Annotated in this window: 15 protein-coding genes; 8 read left to right on the top strand and 7 right to left on the bottom strand. The window is 59.5% G+C overall.

Annotated elements, in window-relative coordinates; all coding sequences use genetic code 11:
• Positions 1–51: 51 nt before the first annotated feature.
• Positions 52–1,665, top strand: a complete 1,614-nt coding sequence (locus tag ACA043_RS06595) for an NAD(P)/FAD-dependent oxidoreductase (RefSeq protein ID WP_489878355.1) — start codon at positions 52–54, stop codon at positions 1,663–1,665.
• Between the two features lie 85 nt (positions 1,666–1,750).
• Here the strand turns inward: ACA043_RS06595 and ACA043_RS06590 are convergent, their stop codons facing one another.
• Positions 1,751–2,845, bottom strand: a complete 1,095-nt coding sequence (locus tag ACA043_RS06590) for a PLP-dependent cysteine synthase family protein (protein WP_257357222.1) — start codon at positions 2,843–2,845, stop codon at positions 1,751–1,753.
• Between the two features lie 251 nt (positions 2,846–3,096).
• Between ACA043_RS06590 and nhaA the strand changes: the two genes are divergently transcribed.
• The 5 genes from nhaA (at position 3,097) to ACA043_RS06565 (ending at position 6,964) form a co-directional block, all read left to right on the top strand.
• Positions 3,097–4,299: a Na+/H+ antiporter NhaA gene (nhaA, locus tag ACA043_RS06585; protein ID WP_489878354.1), complete on the top strand. Its 1,203-nt coding sequence runs from the start codon at positions 3,097–3,099 to the stop codon at positions 4,297–4,299.
• Positions 4,300–4,404: 105 nt separating this feature from the next.
• Positions 4,405–4,674 (top strand): hypothetical protein, encoded by a 270-nt coding sequence (locus ACA043_RS06580; protein WP_489878353.1) that lies wholly within the window; start codon positions 4,405–4,407, stop codon positions 4,672–4,674.
• Complete coding sequence (locus tag ACA043_RS06575; RefSeq protein WP_489878352.1) at positions 4,671–5,411, top strand: ATPase; 741 nt, start codon at positions 4,671–4,673, stop codon at positions 5,409–5,411. The genes ACA043_RS06580 and ACA043_RS06575 overlap by 4 nt, the downstream gene beginning before the upstream one ends.
• Positions 5,412–5,524: 113 nt before the next feature.
• Positions 5,525–6,697, top strand: coding sequence for an S-type pyocin domain-containing protein (locus ACA043_RS06570; protein ID WP_489878351.1), 1,173 nt, complete (start codon positions 5,525–5,527; stop codon positions 6,695–6,697).
• An 18-nt stretch (positions 6,698–6,715) separates the two neighbouring features.
• The gene (locus ACA043_RS06565) at positions 6,716–6,964 is read left to right on the top strand and encodes a pyocin S6 family toxin immunity protein (protein WP_489878350.1); all 249 of its coding nucleotides are present in this window, start codon (positions 6,716–6,718) and stop codon (positions 6,962–6,964) included.
• 90 nt (positions 6,965–7,054) lie between these two features.
• On the opposite strand, the gene ACA043_RS06560 is transcribed toward ACA043_RS06565, so the two are convergent.
• Complete coding sequence (locus ACA043_RS06560) at positions 7,055–7,519, bottom strand: outer membrane lipoprotein (RefSeq protein WP_007969461.1); 465 nt, start codon at positions 7,517–7,519, stop codon at positions 7,055–7,057.
• A gap of 167 nt (positions 7,520–7,686) precedes the next feature.
• On the opposite strand from ACA043_RS06560, the gene ACA043_RS06555 reads away from it, so the two are divergent.
• Positions 7,687–7,923: a hypothetical protein gene (locus ACA043_RS06555; protein WP_401270545.1), complete on the top strand. Its 237-nt coding sequence runs from the start codon at positions 7,687–7,689 to the stop codon at positions 7,921–7,923.
• 5 nt (positions 7,924–7,928) lie between these two features.
• On the opposite strand, the gene pdxH is transcribed toward ACA043_RS06555, so the two are convergent.
• The 5 genes from pdxH to dinG all read right to left on the bottom strand — a co-directional run bounded on the left by pdxH (position 7,929) and on the right by dinG (position 15,892).
• On the bottom strand, positions 7,929–8,576 hold the full coding sequence (pdxH, locus tag ACA043_RS06550; RefSeq protein ID WP_305441765.1) for a pyridoxamine 5'-phosphate oxidase: 648 nt from the start codon (positions 8,574–8,576) through the stop codon (positions 7,929–7,931).
• A gap of 24 nt (positions 8,577–8,600) precedes the next feature.
• Positions 8,601–9,704, bottom strand: a complete 1,104-nt coding sequence (locus tag ACA043_RS06545; protein WP_489878349.1) for an OmpA family protein — start codon at positions 9,702–9,704, stop codon at positions 8,601–8,603.
• Positions 9,705–9,817: 113 nt separating this feature from the next.
• The gene (locus tag ACA043_RS06540) at positions 9,818–10,963 is read right to left on the bottom strand and encodes a serine hydrolase domain-containing protein (protein ID WP_489878348.1); all 1,146 of its coding nucleotides are present in this window, start codon (positions 10,961–10,963) and stop codon (positions 9,818–9,820) included.
• Between the two features lie 193 nt (positions 10,964–11,156).
• Entirely contained in the window at positions 11,157–13,652 is a 2,496-nt protein-coding gene (locus tag ACA043_RS06535; protein ID WP_497658852.1) for a beta-galactosidase, read from the bottom strand.
• 95 nt (positions 13,653–13,747) lie between these two features.
• Complete coding sequence (dinG, locus tag ACA043_RS06530) at positions 13,748–15,892, bottom strand: ATP-dependent DNA helicase DinG (protein WP_187679466.1); 2,145 nt, start codon at positions 15,890–15,892, stop codon at positions 13,748–13,750.
• A gap of 99 nt (positions 15,893–15,991) precedes the next feature.
• Between dinG and ACA043_RS06525 the strand changes: the two genes are divergently transcribed.
• A complete protein-coding gene (locus ACA043_RS06525) occupies positions 15,992–16,456 on the top strand; it encodes a CopD family protein (protein WP_497616745.1) in 465 nt (154 codons plus the stop codon).
• The last annotated feature ends 124 nt before the right edge of the window (positions 16,457–16,580 follow it).

The following is a 16,580-nucleotide window of genomic DNA, read 5'->3' as shown; positions in this document are numbered from 1 at the left end:
CCTTCAAACGCCCTGGCGCAGTTGTGCGCCCCGCGAACCCGGATCCTCGCCATGTTACGAATCACTGAACTCAAGCTGCCAATCGACCATCCCGAAGAAGACCTGCGCGTTGCCATCGTGCAACGTCTGGGCATCGCCAGCGATGACTTGCTCGATTTCACCTTGTTCAAGCGCAGCTACGATGCGCGCAAAAAGTCCTCCGAACTGTGCTTCATCTACACCATCGACCTCACCGTACGCGACGAGGCCAAAGTGCTGGGCAAGTTCGCCGACGACCGTAACGTCAACGTGGCGCCGGATGTCAGCTACAAATTCGTAGGCGAAGCACCAAGCGACCTGAGCCAGCGACCTATCGTCGTCGGATTCGGCCCGTGCGGGATCTTTGCCGGCCTGTTGCTGGCACAGATGGGCTTCAAGCCGATCGTCCTCGAACGCGGCACCGAAGTGCGTCAGCGCACCAAGGACACCTGGGGCCTGTGGCGTAAAAGCGTGCTCAACCCCGAGTCCAACGTGCAGTTCGGCGAAGGCGGTGCGGGCACGTTCTCCGACGGCAAACTGTACAGCCAGATCAAGGATCCGAAGTTCCTTGGCCGCAAAGTCCTGCACGAGTTCGTCAAGGCCGGCGCACCGGAAGAAATCCTCTACGTCAGCAAGCCGCACATCGGTACGTTCCGTCTGACCGGCATGGTTGAAAACATGCGCGAACAGATCCGAGATTTGGGCGGCGAAGTGCGCTTCCAGGAGCGCGTCAGTGATGTGCTGATCGAAGACGGCCAACTGGTCGGGGTCCAACTAGCCAGCGGCGAGACTCTGCATTCGAAACACGTGGTTCTGGCCCTCGGCCATAGCGCCCGCGACACCTTCCGCATGCTCCACAGCCGTGGCGTGTTCATGGAAGCCAAGCCGTTCTCGGTGGGTTTCCGCATCGAACACCCGCAGTCGCTGATCGACCGTGCGCGTCTGGGCAAATACGCCGGCCACCCCAAGTTGGGAGCCGCCGACTACAAACTGGTGCACCACGCCAAGAACGGCCGTTCGGTCTACAGCTTCTGCATGTGCCCGGGCGGCACCGTTGTCGCCGCGACGTCCGAGCCGAACCGTGTGGTCACCAATGGCATGAGCCAGTACTCGCGTAACGAGCGCAATGCCAACTCCGGCATCGTCGTCGGCATCACCCCGGAAGTAGATTATCCGGGCGGCCCGCTGGCCGGGATCGAGTTGCAGGAGCGTCTGGAATCCCACGCCTTTATCCTCGGCGGCAGCGACTACAAGGCCCCGGCGCAACTGGTTGGCGACTTCATCAACGACATTCCTTCGACCGAACTGGGTGAAGTCGAGCCGTCCTACAAACCGGGTGTGGCGCTGGGTGATCTGGCCCTGGCTTTGCCAGACTTCGCGATTGAGGCGATTCGTGAAGCGCTGCCGGCGTTCGAGAAGCAGATTCGCGGCTACTCGCTGCACGATGCGGTTTTGACCGGGATCGAAACGCGCACGTCTTCGCCGCTACGCATTACTCGTAATGAGTCGCTGCAGAGCATGAACGTGAAGGGTCTGTTCCCGGCCGGTGAAGGCGCGGGTTATGCCGGTGGGATTCTGTCGGCGGGTGTGGACGGGATTCGGATTGCCGAGGCTGTGGCTCGCGACATTCTCGGCCTCGAAGCTTAAGCCTTAAGATCAAAAGATCGCAGCCTGCGGCAGCTCCTACATTGATCGGTGTAGGAGCTGCCGCAGGCTGCGATCTTTTTGCTTTTCAGATATTGGCGCGCAACACCGAAGTCGGCAGCGCCTCTCCCCGCTCGGCACTCGCCGCCACAGCCTCAATCAATCCGCTCAACTCATAGCCCTGCGCCTTGAGCCAGTCCTGATCGTAATAGGTGTCGGCATAACGCTCGCCGCCATCGCACAGAATCGCCACGATCGACCCCGACTCCCCCGCCGCTTTCATTTGCTGCGCCGCCATCAATGCGCCAATCAGGTTGGTGCCACTCGAACCGCCAACATGCCGCCCCAGCCGTTGCGCCAGGTAATGCATGGCCGCCAGCGACAAGGCGTCCGGCACCTTGACCATCGCGTCGATCACCTTCGGCAAGAACGACGCTTCCACTCTTGGCCGGCCAATGCCTTCGATCCGCGAACCGCAATCCAGACGCAAACTGGCGTCGCCGGTCTGGTAGTAATCGAAGAACACCGAACGCTCGGCATCAGCGCACAACACGCGGGTGCAGTGCTGGCGATAGCGCACGTAACGACCGAGGGTCGCGGTGGTGCCGCCGGTGCCGGGGCTGGAAATCAGCCAGCTCGGTTCGGGATGTTTCTCGTAGCGCATCTGCTGGAAGATCGACTCGGCGATGTTGTTGTTCGCCCGCCAGTCGGTCGCCCGTTCGGCATAGGTGAACTGGTCGATGAAATGACCGCCATGCTCTCGAGCCAGACGCTCGGATTCGGCATAAATCTGCGTCGGATCTTTTACCAGATGGCTCTGGCCACCGTAGAAGGCAATCTGGGCAATCTTCTCTTTCGACGTGGTCGCCGGCATCACCGCAATGAACGGCAGCCCCAGCATCCGCGCGAAATACGCTTCGGAAATCGCCGTCGAACCGCTGGACGCCTCGATTACCGGCGCGCCGGGCTTGAGCCAGCCGTTACACAGCGCATAGAGAAACAGCGAACGGGCCAGCCGATGTTTAAGGCTGCCGGTCGGATGACTCGACTCGTCCTTGAAGTACAACTCGATGCCCGCAAAACCTGGCAGCGGCAAGGGAATCAGATGGGTGTCGGCGCTGCGCTGAAAATCCGCTTCGATGATGCGGATGGCTTCGCGGGCCCACTGTCGGTTGTCGCTCATGGTCATGGTTCTCGTTGAATCGGGCAGGAGATTGGCCTCCTGAAAAGGCTCATCCGTCAGCTTAGGAAAAAACCTACATCGCGCACAGATACAGCTGAGTCTCAATATGTCCCGCAACTGCTAGGCTCAGCGTGGTTCGGGGTAAAGGCGTTGTAACGACATATAACAAAAAAGAATATAACTTTTGTTTTAACAACTAACCGTACGGGTTAGGGTGTCCCACCTTTTTGACTCATCGATGGAGAGCGACCTTGCCTCTGCGTAGCACTTTCACGCGTTTCTTTCAGTTGGAAGCTGCCAGCGGTCTGTTATTGATCGCCGCGGCCATCCTCGCTTTGATTATCAACAACTCGCCATTGTCGTGGCTGTACACCGGTTTGCTCGACACCCCGGTGGTAGCGCAGATCGGCGCGTTGAAAATCGCCAAACCCCTTTTGCTGTGGATCAATGACGGCCTGATGGCCTTGTTCTTTCTGTTGATCGGCCTGGAGGTCAAGCGCGAAGTGCTCGACGGCCAGTTGTCGAAGCCGTCGCAGATCGTCCTGCCGGGTGCGGCCGCTGTCGGCGGCATGCTGGTGCCGGCGCTGATCTACTGGTTCCTCAATCGCGACAATCCGGCCGCCCTGAGCGGCTGGGCAATCCCTACCGCCACCGACATCGCCTTTGCCCTCGGCGTACTGGCCCTGCTCGGCAAGCGTGTGCCGGTGTCGCTGAAGCTGTTCCTGATGACCCTGGCGATCATCGATGACCTCGGCGCCATCGTGATCATTGCGATTTTCTACTCCGGCGAACTCTCGACCCTGTCGCTGGGCCTCGCGGCCGCTTGCATTGCGGCGCTGGTGGCGATGAACCGGCTCGGCGTGGTCAAGCTCGGGCCATACATGATCATCGGCTTGATCCTGTGGGTTTGCGTACTGAAGAGCGGCGTTCATGCAACGCTGGCCGGTGTGACCCTGGCCTTCTGCATCCCGCTACGGACGAAAAACGCCGAGCCTTCGCCGTTGCTGACGCTGGAACACGCGCTTCACCCCTGGGTCGCCTACGGCATTCTGCCGCTGTTCGCCTTCGCCAACGCCGGCCTGTCGCTGAGCGGCGTCACCGTCGAAAGCTTCACCCACCACGTACCGATGGGCATCGCGGTCGGCCTGCTGCTCGGCAAGACCGTCGGCGTATTCGGCCTGACATGGCTGGCCGTGAAGATCGGTATCGCCGCCCTGCCCCAAGGCGCCAACTGGGGTCAGGTGCTGGGCGTGGCGATTCTCTGCGGCATCGGATTCACCATGAGCCTGTTTGTCGGCTCTCTGGCCTTTGTTCCGGGTGCAAGTGAATACGCGGGCATGGACCGGATGGGTATTCTGACGGGGTCGATTCTGGCGGCGTTGATCGGTTATGCGGTGACGGCGGCGGCGAGTCGCCAAAGCACCCTACAATCTGAGAAACCAGCTGCTTCATGAGTATCAGCACGCTTCGCGCAAGGCTTAGCAATGAGCCGCGCAAGTGTGCTATATCTTTCGTTAACCTCAGCCACCTCTCCAGCACGGTATTTCTCGGAGCCATCCATGTCACGTAAAGCAGAAAAACGCCCAATGACGGACGATCAGATTGCCGTGCAGGAATCCCGGATTCCAGATATCGCCCTGAAGGCATTCAACAACGCCTATAGAATGGCACTTGCCAACGGCGCAGCCGTTCTTGTTGCTAAAGATGGCCAACTGTTCGAGGTGACGGAGAAGACCTCCGTTGCTTTGCGCTCGATCGGCACTTATGGAAATCTGAAAAGCGGTACTCGCCTGCACATCAATAAATCTTCAAAACAGGTTACTTCTTGAGCACACCAAGAATACGGATATTTGCGGGACCTAATGGATCGGGAAAAAGCACCTTCAATCGACTTGTTCCTGCCCATTTGCTTGGAAACTACATCAATCCTGATGATATCGAACGGGCGATTAAAGATACGGGATACTTTGACTTCACCTCATATCGAATCGAATCTCATAAAAAAGAGATTTTTGATTTTTTCCGTAAACATGCGCTTTTAAAGAAGTCCCCTCGTTCGTTGGCAAAGCTGGGCTCACTTGCGATTGAAGGTGAAAGACTCAGCTTCGCAAATACTGAAATCGACTCCTACGTCGCTTCAGCCCTTTCCGATTTCATACGTCGGTCGCTGATCAAAGAACGCATCAGCTTTACGTTCGAAACGGTCATGTCCTCCTCAGACAAAGTTAACCTGCTCGCCGAGGCTCATAACTCTGGCTACAGAGTCTACGTTTATTACGTCGCTACAGCTGATCCTGAAATCAATATAGCCAGGGTTGCCTACCGCGTATCGCAAGGCGGGCATAACGTTCCTCCTGAAAAAATAAAGGCCCGTTACTGGAGATCTCTGGAGCTGTTGTCTGAAGCTATCCTGACATCCAACAGAGCCTACATTTTCGATAACTCGGATGAAGGCAGTGAGGGGCTGACACAAATAGCAGAAATCACTGATGGAGAACTGATTGAAATCAAGTCAGATATCCAGCCCCCCTGGTTCAAAGAGTTCGTACTCGATAAATTGTTGTAGTCGAACAATCCCACGCTTTTAGAGACGCGTCCTACAGCCACAAAATTCCTGCTTCGTTAACGTCGTGCAGCCCCTTCCGAGGGGCTGTCGATGGATGAACGAAAGGACGATCAGTGGCTCGCAACAAGGACATTCCCCGGGTTCCCAACCCACCGGCGGGCGACCGGCATCACGTCACCTACCGCTACATGACGGCCACAGAACTGGCCGAGCGCGAAGCCAGACAAAACGCTTACGACGCCATGCTGGCGCGACAGGAGGCTTTCGAGCGCAATCGTGAGGTTGCAGCCAAAAAGCCTGATCCTGTGCGCGCCGGATGCGTGTTTGCCAAGTCCTGCAAGTTGCCGGACGCGATCATTGATTACTCCAATCCTCCGGGGATGGTGCCGACCGATAGTTTGAAAGACTACGGCGACCTGATCCTGCTCGGTGCCCGCGAAGCCGATGCCAACGGTGCCGTCGCGCTGAAGAAAATCAGCGCGACGGCCATCCCGACAGGACTCGGCAATTTTGCTCTGGCCGGATCTGCATTCGAAGCGTTGCCTGCCGTTGCCGCCAGCACTGCTGCTGCCACGTTGGTTGGGTTGGTCGCGCTGTTCATGCCCTCGAGCCTTGGCGACAGCGCCCTCTACACCGACGATCAACTGCTCGCCCTGAAACAGGCCCGTACCCGCGTTCGACTGCGGGTCGAGCAACAGGCCGACGGCAGCCTCAAGGGTTACGGTTTCTACACCGGTAAGAATCGTGATTGGGAAATGGTTGATGTCGTGCAATTCACTGCGCGCGGCAGCCAGTTCATTGCTGACTTGGGTGAAGGCGTCGAACTGATCTGGACACCCGCCGTGGACGGCTCGGACATTCTCGGCATCCCCGCGTTGGAGGCAGCTCCGCAGGCGCCGCATATCTGGGTGTATCCACCGACGAAAGCGGCAGAGGGGATTCTGGTGAATCCGGTTTATCCGCCGGAGTACCGGGATTTCATTCTGGTGTTTCCGGCGGATTCGGGGGTCAGGCCACTCTATATTGTGGTTGCGCGTCCGGTGTCTGGTGACCACGACTACCATATGCCACCCAAGTTACTTCCGGCCTTCCCCGATGCAGTACCGGTTCGTAAAAAAGGACATCGCAAGCGCTGGGAGAGCAAAAAGCGTATTTATGAGTGGGACTATCAACATGGTGCTGTCGAGGTTTATAACTGGGAAGGAGACCATCTCGGCGAGTTCGATATAAAAACGGGTGAGCAAACTGGTAAAGCAAAACCCGAAAGACGCACCACGACCAAGTGAAAAATTGAGTATTCGAGAATGATTTTTTTAGCGCTTTCCGGGTTTTTCCCTGAACCAAATCCAGACAACTCACTGCAATATGATAAAGATGTCCCACAAACTTCAGAGCAGGCGGTTCTTAACGTCATGGGGTGGGAATCTCTGAAAGATGTACCGATGGGTGAACATGATCTAACGGAAACTCAAGCCAGAGAAATCATGCAAATCGTCAATACGCCCTTCAGGGACGATTTGACTTACTGCATCGGGCTTTGTCGCGAAGACTGACAAGCCTGATTCAGAAAAGCTGAAAAGCCACCGACAAAAAAACCCCGACCAGTCACCTGATCGGGGTTTTCTTTTGCCGCTCGCTCCCGCTTAGTGCGAAACGCGGCTGGTCCCGCCAACGGTCGAAATCCGCACACGCTCGCCAACGCGGAACACTTCATTCTCCTGAACCTGCTGCACATAGGCGCGCATGCTGCCGTCGTCTTCGCGCACGGTGATTTCCACACCTTGGGTACGCGTCAGGCCTTCTTCGGTCGCCGAGCCGATCAGACCACCCGCCACCGCACCGATCACAGCAGCGACGATGCTGCCTTTACCGCCACCGATGGCGCTGCCGCCGACACCGCCGACCACTGCGCCTGCTGCGCCGCCGATCGGGGTCTTGGTGCCTTCGATTTTCACCGGACGCAGGGATTCGATGGTACCCATGCGAATCGTCTGCACGCGACGCGCTTCGTCACGGGAGTAGGAGTCACCGGTCAGGCTCGATTGGCAGCCGGTAAGCAACATCGCCATCGTGGAAAAGGAAGCAACCAGCAGAACAGACTTACGCATAGCATCAACTCCAAAGGACAGGTATTCATTAAACTCCGCAGCTTGACGCCTGTCACGGCGCAGCTCGGATAAAATTGCTTTCATTCAGGCCCGGTACAGGCGCCCTGCGAACTCACCCAACATTAGCGCCAAATTCCATTTCTTGCGCCGCCGACCCAAGGATTTTCATGGATTACTTCATCATTGTCGTCACCACCGTCGCCGGTCTGTACTTCCATGGGTGGCTGTACGTACGGATCAAACGCTGGGTTGATCGCGACCTGGCACTGTCGCTGGCCGGCAAGGATGAAGGCAAACGCGCTTTTATGCTTGAACAATTGGCCCATGCACATGCGCAGAAGATCAAGCGTCGGGACCTGCCGAAGTGGCTTGAGGCCGCTGCGGCAGGGTATCCCGCTCGGTAGACTGCTTAAGGTGCCAGACGTTCAAGAATCCAGTCGGCGCCCTGCAAACGGTAGTTGAGGCGATCGTGCAGGCGGCTCGGACGGCCCTGCCAGAATTCGATGCGCTCGGGCAGCAATCGGTAACCGCCCCAGTGTTCCGGACAATCTGGCTGAGTATCGCTGAAGCGTTGCTCGGTCGCCTTGAGCAAATCCTCCAGTTCACCGCGCCCGTTGATCACCCGGCTCTGCGGTGATGCCCAGGCACCGAGGCGGCTGCCCAGTGGACGCACCTGGTAATACGCATCGGACTCTTGCGGTGTGACCTTCACCACCCGCCCTTCGATGCGCACCTGGCGCTCCAGGGTCGGCCAGAAGAAGGTCATGGCGGCAAACGGATTGGCCGCCAGATGCTGGCCCTTGGCGCTGTCGTAATTGGTGAAGAAGGTGAAACCCTGCTCGTCCAGGCCCTTGAGCAGCAGAATGCGGCAATGCGGACGCCCGTCCGCATCGACCGTCGCCAGGGTCAAGGCGTTGGCTTCCACCGGCGCCTGCTCGGTTTTCACCGCGTCGGCGAACCATTGGTGGAACAGCGCAAACGGCTCGGCCGGGGCTTGTGCCTCGGTCAAACCGTCCCGGGTGTAATCACGACGCATATCTGCCAGAGCCTGGGTCATGGCGCATTCCTTTTCGTTAGCGGATCACTTCTTGGTGGCATCGGTCGCGGCGACTTTCTTGTCGGTCGCGGCGGCTTTGGCTGGAGCGGTTTTCTTCGCTGGAGCCTTCGCCGGTGCCTTCTTGGCTGGAGCCTTGGCGGCGGCTTTCTTCGCCGGGGCTTTCTTGGTGGCCGGTACAGCAGCTTTTTTCGCGGCTGGCGCCGGGGTTACCGGTTTGGCCACTGGCTTGGCGTCCTGCGCAGCAACCAGGGTCACTGGCTTCGGCGCTGGCATGTTGTATTTGCTCAGCAGCGCAACCATGGTGTTCTGCGGAGTCACCAGCATTTCAACGCGACGGTTGAGGGCACGACCTTCAACGCTGTCGTTGGCGGCACGTGGCGCTTCAGAACCCATGCCGCGCAGCATCAGGCGATCACGCTGCAAGCCGCTGAGACGGAAGATCGCCGCAATGGCTTGAGCACGTTCCTGACTCAATTTGATGTTGGCCGGCGCAGCGCCGCTGGAGTCGCTGTGACCGAGTACCAGCACGGCGGTTTTCGGGTCGGCTTCGAGGATTTTCGCCACGCGGGTAAACGGGCCAAGCGTGACTGGCAGCAGCATCGCCGGACGATCCGGGTTGAATGAGCCTTCGACCGGCGCGGTGACGACTAGCACATTGTCGCGGCGCTCGAGTTGCAGATTGCTGTCCTGAATGGCAGTACGCAGGCGCGGTTCGTAGTCGTCAAGCCAAGCCTGAGTGACTTTCGGATCCGGCATCGGCACTACTTTGGCGGTGTCCTGATCCTTGCCGCCAAACGGCCACCACCACTTGCCGCCCTTGTCAGCCTCGGCTTTGGCCACGGCGACCGGTTTGGCTTCAGGCTTCACTTCAGGCTTGGCATCTGCCTTGGCGGTCGAATCGTCGGAGCCGAACGGCCAATACCATGGATTGCTGCTTTCAGTTTTGGCAACCGGCGCAGTAGTAGCAGGTTTCAACGGTGCTGGGGCCTGTGCCGGCTCTTTGGCCGCCACTTTGTCGGAAGAACCAAACGGCCACCAACTGCCGCCGTCCGCATCATTTTTAGGAGTCTGTGCACAACCGGTGATCGCAACACACAGGGCCAGGGCGAGTGTCTTTTTAGATGACATTGAAAATCCACAAAATGAAGTAATGAAAAATCAGAGCACTTTCGCCCGGATAAACTGTCGCTTTGAATCGAAAAACCTTTAGAGGTTCCGGCCCTGGAACCTCTGATGACGCTTTACAGACAAGTGGCAAGCACCCGCGCGAGCTTTTGCGCGCGCGGATCCATCAAGACGTACGGCCCAAGGGTATTTGTCACAAAACCAAACGCAACATCATGCTCAGGGTCAGCAAAACCGATCGAGCCGCCCGCGCCCGGATGCCCGAACGCACGCGGGCCGAGGCCGTAGGTGGCATTCGGTACGTCGGGTTGATCAAGCATGCAGCCCAGACCGAAACGGGTGCGAGTCAGCAGGATCTTGTCCTCGCCGATACTGTGTTCGCGGGTCAGTTCTTCAAGCATGTCGCTTTCGAGCAGGCTGCCGTCGAGCAAACCGGCGTAGAACCCGGCCAGACTCCTTGCATTGCCGTGGCCATTGGCCGCCGGCTGCTGCATGCGCCGCCATTCCGGTTTGTTTGTGCTGGTCAGCACCGACGGTGGATTGGTAAAGGCGCGGGTGGTCATGGCGGTCGGCTCGCGCATCGTCACTTGCAGCAGACGCTGAGCGGCGGCGTCGCCGGCATTGCCCTTGCCGCGGGCGATGTGCGCCACACGATGGAATTCTTCGTCCGCCAGACCGACGTGAAAATCCAGACCCAATGGTTTGGCGACACGGGCAACGATCGATTCCCCCGGCCCGCGACCATCGGCACGACGGAGCAGTTCGCCGATCAACCAACCGTAAGTGATCGCGGCATAGCCGTGACCGGTGCCCGGCACCCACCAGGGTGCTTCGGCCGCGAGGGCGTCGACCATGGTTTGCCATTCATAGAGCGCTTCGGGGGCCAGCAGCTCGCGCAAAGCCGGCAGGCCGGCCTGATGGCAGAGCAATTGGCGCAGGGTAACGGACTCTTTGCCAGCGGCGGCGAACTCCGGCCAGTAGCGGGCAACGGGAACATCCAGGTGCAACTTGCCTTCGGCGACCAATTGCAGAGCCGTGACGGCGGTAAAGGTTTTGGTGCAGGAGAACAGGTTGGCGATGGTGTCGCTGTGCCAGGCCTCGGTGCCGTCCTTGTCGGCGGTGCCGGACCAGAGGTCGAGGACGGTTTCTCCGCCGACCTTGATGCACAAAGCTGCGCCGCGTTCCTGGGGATCGTCGAACAGTGCGGCGAATGCCTCGCGCACCGCTTCGAATTGAAGCTCGTAATGTCCCTGAATCTGCACCCGCAACTCCCCCGCGAAAACGCTCTACAAAGTGGCCCGCATTGTTCCAGCCCTTGAGGGTTTTGGGAACAGCTGTGAGCTGGGCGGTCGGATCAAAAGCAAGATCAAAAGATCGCAGCCTACGGCGGCTCCTACAGAGAAGCGCGTCCCATGCAGGAGCTGCCGAAGGCTGCGATCTTTAGCGCATCACGCCTTAATGACCATTGCCCGAATGCCCACCGGCATGGCCAGCGCCCTGCCCCGGGCCTTTGCCGGCCTCACCTTTCCTGCCGCCTTCGGCTTCATGGACCGCTGCGGCTTTCTCCGCCTGTTTGCCAAGTTGATCAACCGCCTGCAAATTGCTCTTGCGTACCGTCTCGACAAAGCCCTGATACGGCAGATCCGTCACCCCGACCAAACCGAAGTGGCCGTTCTCGCCATCCAGTAGACGCCCGGTCACCGGTTGGTCCAGATACTGGAACCAGTGCACGCCGACAATCGACGGCTCGCTCAGCGCCTGTTTGAGGAAGTTGGCGTACGCCGCACCGCGATCCTCTTCCTTGGCCAGTTGCGTCACGCCGCCCCAGAACGGGCCGCGATCAGCAGAGCCGAAGTTGAACTCGGTAATCAGCACCGGTTTGTCCATAGCGTTCAATGCGGCGAAGTCATAGCCGTCTTGCGGCTTGAGGGTGTACATGTTGAAGCTCAGCACATCGCAATACTGCGCGCAGGAGGCCACGGCTTCCGGGGTGCTGATGGCAAAACGGCCGCCGAGCAGCAGTTGATTCGGCGCGTGCCATTTCAGCGAGTCGGAGATGGTCTTGAAGTAGGTATCGGCGAAGACCTTCTGGAAGTATTTGAAGTCAGCCTCGATTTCCGGGTGCTCCGGGTTCGGCAGCGGCGGCACGAAGCCCGGATCTTCCATCAACTCCCACGCCGGCAGGTCAATGCCCCAGGCTTTCGACAGCCCCGCCTGATTGCGGTATTTGTCGCGCAGTTGCTTGAGAAACGCGCGCTTGGCCGGCACGTCAGTGGTCATTTTCAAGGTGCCGTAAGCCAGTGCGTAGCGCGATTGCGGATCGTTGCCCGCGCCTGCCCAGGCCAATTCGTTATCGGCGAAGTAACCGATCAGCCAAGGATCGTCGCGGTGATCGCGGGCCGCGATGGCCACGGCGCGCTCGGTGGCCATGGCGAAACGCGGGTCGAACGGGTCAGGCATGGCGCCCCACCAGTCGTTGCCGGTACTGATGCTGGCGTAATCGCCGACGATCGCCAGCGGCAAGGTGTAGGGCACGCGTTCCGCGTCGCTCAGCGAGTCAGCACTCCAGTTGCCGACCGTGTTGAAGCCCCAGGCTTGCAGCCGATCAAGGGCGTGGCTGGCCCACTTCTGCTCATCGACCGTGGCGGTGCACGGAGTAGTGACGGGTTGATCAGCGGCTTTTTCAGCCGTCGTCGCCACGGCGTCGGTTTTCGCCGCTTCGGCAACACCGGCCTTCGGTTCGCTTGACTGTGCCGCAGGCTCGGCGGCTTTCACTGCGGTTTCTTCAACTGCGCCAGCCTTGGCCGCTTCAGCGACCCCGGCCTTGCTGTCGCTATCCGGTTTGCAGGGCTCGCCATAAACCCGCTGCAGGTTAGCGCCGTAGAAGTCATACCAGCGCCCATTGCTGTAGCCTCGGCCCTGATCGGCGCCGTTGCCGCCACGGTTGTCGCCCTCGCCAAAGTGACTGGCGAGCGGTTCGTCGGGTTTTGGCAGGGACTCGAACATCCACTCGCGCCCGGCCACGTAGGTCTGGTTGACGTCGGGGGTGACGGTGTTGACGCCCAGGGAATAGAACGGATGCCCCTCAGGCGTGACCAGATACCAACGGCCATCACGTTTTTCGGTGCGGAAGAAACCGCTGGCCTTGAACGCCGGGCCTTTGCTCCAGCCGCCGAACTTGTCCAGCGAGGACTTTTCGCGCTCGGCCAGCCAGGTTTTCAGCTGTTGCTGGTCCTTGGCGGCGGCGGATTTGAGTTGTTCGTCACTGGCAATTTTTTCCGGCCATTTGCTGCGGGTCGATTGCCCGTAAGCGTCAACCAGATTGCCGTACACCGCTTGCGTGACCGCCTCACCGTCCTGCACACCAAAGCGCTCTAGCAGCAAACTCTGGGCAACTTTCGGCTGATCCATCGACAGGCTCACCGATACCACTTGGCTGCGATCGATTTCACCGGTGCTGCTGGCAAGCAGAATCCGCTGGCCATCAACGGTCATTGGCATCGGTGGCCCGGCTTTCATGCCCTTGCTAAGCGGCGTGGTCGCCACCAACGGCACCAGCAAGGTTTGCGCAGGGCCGGCCGGCAGGTCGACGCGGCTGGTCAATGTCTGGCCATTGTTGCTCTGGATCTGCACGTAGACCGTCACGGCCCAGTTCATTGCGCTCTGAATGCGCAGGCTCATCATGCCGGACTGCGACCAGTCCCAGGCACCGGTTTGCGGGGTCAGGCGCAAGGTCGGGCGGGCCGCCGGGTTGAAAGTCACGCGTCGCAGCACTTCACCTTCCGGGGTTTGCTCGGCGTTGGCTTGCGGCAGGTCGGCGTTTTCAGTGGCGATTTTCACCACGTCGGCGGGACGGACAAAGTTGAACAGTGTTTGCGGCGCAGCAGGCGCCGCCAGCAACGGGGCAGCGAAGATCAAGGCAAACACGGCAGGCAACGAACGGCGGATCATAAGAACGGAGTTCTCCCTAACGACCAACAATGGCCAATGGAAAAGCGATGGCAGAGAGATAGACAACAAAGTGGGCAAAACTGCCCACCTATGTCTCAGGAAATTTCACGACGGAAAGGAGGCAACGCATTGAGGATCGCCTTGCCATAGCGCTGGGTGACCAGACGCCGGTCGAGCAAGGTGATGGTGCCGCGATCTTCTTCAGTGCGCAGCAGACGACCGCAGGCCTGAACCAGTTTCAGCGAGGCATCGGGCACGGAGATTTCCATGAACGGATTGCCGCCCCGGGCTTCGATCCACTCCGAGAGCGCCGCCTCAACCGGATCGTCCGGCACCGAGAACGGAATCTTGGCAATCACCACGTGTTCGCAGTACGCGCCGGGCAAGTCCACGCCTTCGGCGAAACTGGCCAGACCGAAGAGCACGCTGGAATCGCCGCCATCGACACGAGCCTTGTGTTTGTTCAGGGTTTCCTGTTTCGACAGGTTGCCTTGAATGAACACTTGCTTGCGCCAGTCGCGGTCGAGGCCGTCGAATACGTCCTGCATCTGCTTGCGCGAAGAGAACAACACCAGCGTGCCGCGCGAGCCTTCCACCAGATCCGGCAACTCGCGAATGATCGCGGCCGTGTGAGCGGCGGCGTCGCGTGGATCGGCCTTCAGATCCGGCACCCGCAACACGCCAGCGTCGGCATGGTGGAACGGGCTCGGCACCACGGCGGTGACGGCTTTTTTCGGCAGGCCGGCGCGCATGCGGAAACGGTCGAAAGTGCCGAGCGCGGTCAGGGTTGCCGAAGTCACCAGACAACCGTACGCCACGTTCCACAGGCTGCGGCGTAAAGTTTCAGCCGCGAGGATCGGGCTGGCGTTGACCTCGATGTCGAACAGCGAACCGCTCTCCGCCAGGGTCAGCCAGCGGGCCATCGGCGGGCTGTCTTCCGGGTCTTCGGCGGTGAACGCCGTCCACAGTTCCCAGTTGCCCGACGCACGGGACAACAGGCTGCCGAACAGCGGATACCACTCTTCGGCCTGGTTGCTGGCAATGCCGATGTTGACCTCGCCGTCCATGCCTTCCTTGAGCAGGTCGGTCAGACGGGTGAACAAATCGTTGAGACGGGAGAAGCCTTTTTTCAGCTCGATGCCCATTTCGCGCATGTGCTCGGGAATCACCCCACCGACAAAGCGATGGCGTGGCCGTTCGCGACCTTCGACGTCTTCACCGGGTTTGAAATCGGCGATCTGCTCACAGGCGCTGAACATGAACTGCTGCTGGGTCTTGATCTCCCGCGCCAGTTCCGGCACCTGCTCGATCAATTTGCCGAGATCGCCCGGCAGCGGATGCTGGGCCAGCAGTTTGGTGAGGTTCTTGGCGGTGGTTTCCAGCCAGTCGGCGGTGGAACGCAGGCGCGTGTAGTGAGCGAAGTGGCCGATCGCCTTGTCCGGCAGGTGATGGCCTTCGTCGAACACGTAAAGGGTGTCACGCGGATCAGGCAGAACGGCGCCGCCGCCCAATGCGAGGTCGGCCAGAACCATGTCGTGGTTGGTGACGATCACGTCAACCTTGCCCATGCCTTCACGGGCCTTGTAGAAGGCGCACTGGCCAAAGTTCGGGCAATGGCGGTTGGTGCATTGGCTGTGATCGGTGGTCAAGCGCGCCCAGTCGGCGTCTTCCAGAGCATTGGGCCAACTGTCGCGGTCGCCGTCCCATTTATTGCCGGCGAGTTTCTCGATCATGCTGGTGAAGAGCTTCTGACTGGCCTCATCGACCTCGATCTTGAAGCCTTCTTCTTCGAACAGCTGGGCTGTGGCGGTCTGCGCGTGGCCTTCCTGCAACAGCATGTCGAGCTTGGACAGGCACATGTAGCGGCCACGGCCCTTGGCCAGGGCAAAGCTGAAGTTCAGCCCGCTGTTGCGCATCAGGTCGGGCAAATCCTTGTAGACGATCTGCTCTTGCAGGGCCACGGTCGCGGTGGCGATGACCAGACGTTTGCCGGCCAGTTTCGCCGTCGGGATTGCCGCGAGGCTGTACGCCACGGTCTTGCCGGTACCGGTGCCGGCTTCCACCGCAACAATTGCGGGGTCGCCACTGCGCCGGCCTTCGTCGTCGGTATCGATATCACCGAGGACTTTGGCGATTTCAGCGATCATCAGGCGCTGGCCGTAACGCGGCTTGAGGCTCTTGGCCTCTAGAAAACGCGAGTAGGCGCCCTGGATCGTGGTTTTGAGTTCAGTGCTGATCATGGATTGTCGGGCGCAAAAAACGCTGGATAAATTTTCAGTGGTTTCGGATGGCGGCTATCATACCCCGCTAATTAATCCCGCGCAGAACGGAGTGCCCCAATGACACCTTTTAGCCTCGTTTATCCGCTGCATGTCCTGTCCGCCCTGGTCTGGGTCGGCGGCATGTTTTTCGCCTGGATGGTCTTGCGTCCGGCGGCTGTGAAGGCCTTGGACGGCCCTGCCCGGCTGACCTTGTGGGTTGAAGTGTTTCAAGGTTTTTTCCGCTGGGTCTGGGTCGCGGTGATTCTGTTGCCGATCAGTGGTGTGGGTATGTTGCATTTGCAGCAGGTCGGGTTTGAGACCGCGCCAAAGTATGTGCAAGTGATGATCGGGCTGTATGTGGTGATGACGGCGCTGTTTATCCGGATTCAGGGGTTGATGCTGCCGGAGTTGCGTAAGGCGGTTGAAGCGAAGGACTGGGCGGCGGGTGCGGCGGTGCTGGGGCGAATCCGGCGGGTGGTGGGGATTAATTTGATTGTCGGGTTGGTGCTGGTGGCGATTGCGGCGGCGAGGCCGATGATTTGAAGATCGGGGATTAGATCAAAAGCCCCTCACCCTAGCCCTCTCCCGGAGGGAGAGGGGACTGAGTGGGGGATATTGAAGAGCTACGCCGACTTGAAAGATTGGCTTTGAATCCATAATCGACTCG

The sequence above is a fragment of the Pseudomonas sp. LBUM1648 genome (genome assembly GCF_059716145.1).
Note: the sequence above shows the minus strand (reverse complement) of the source record. Positions and strands in the feature narration are given on the sequence as shown.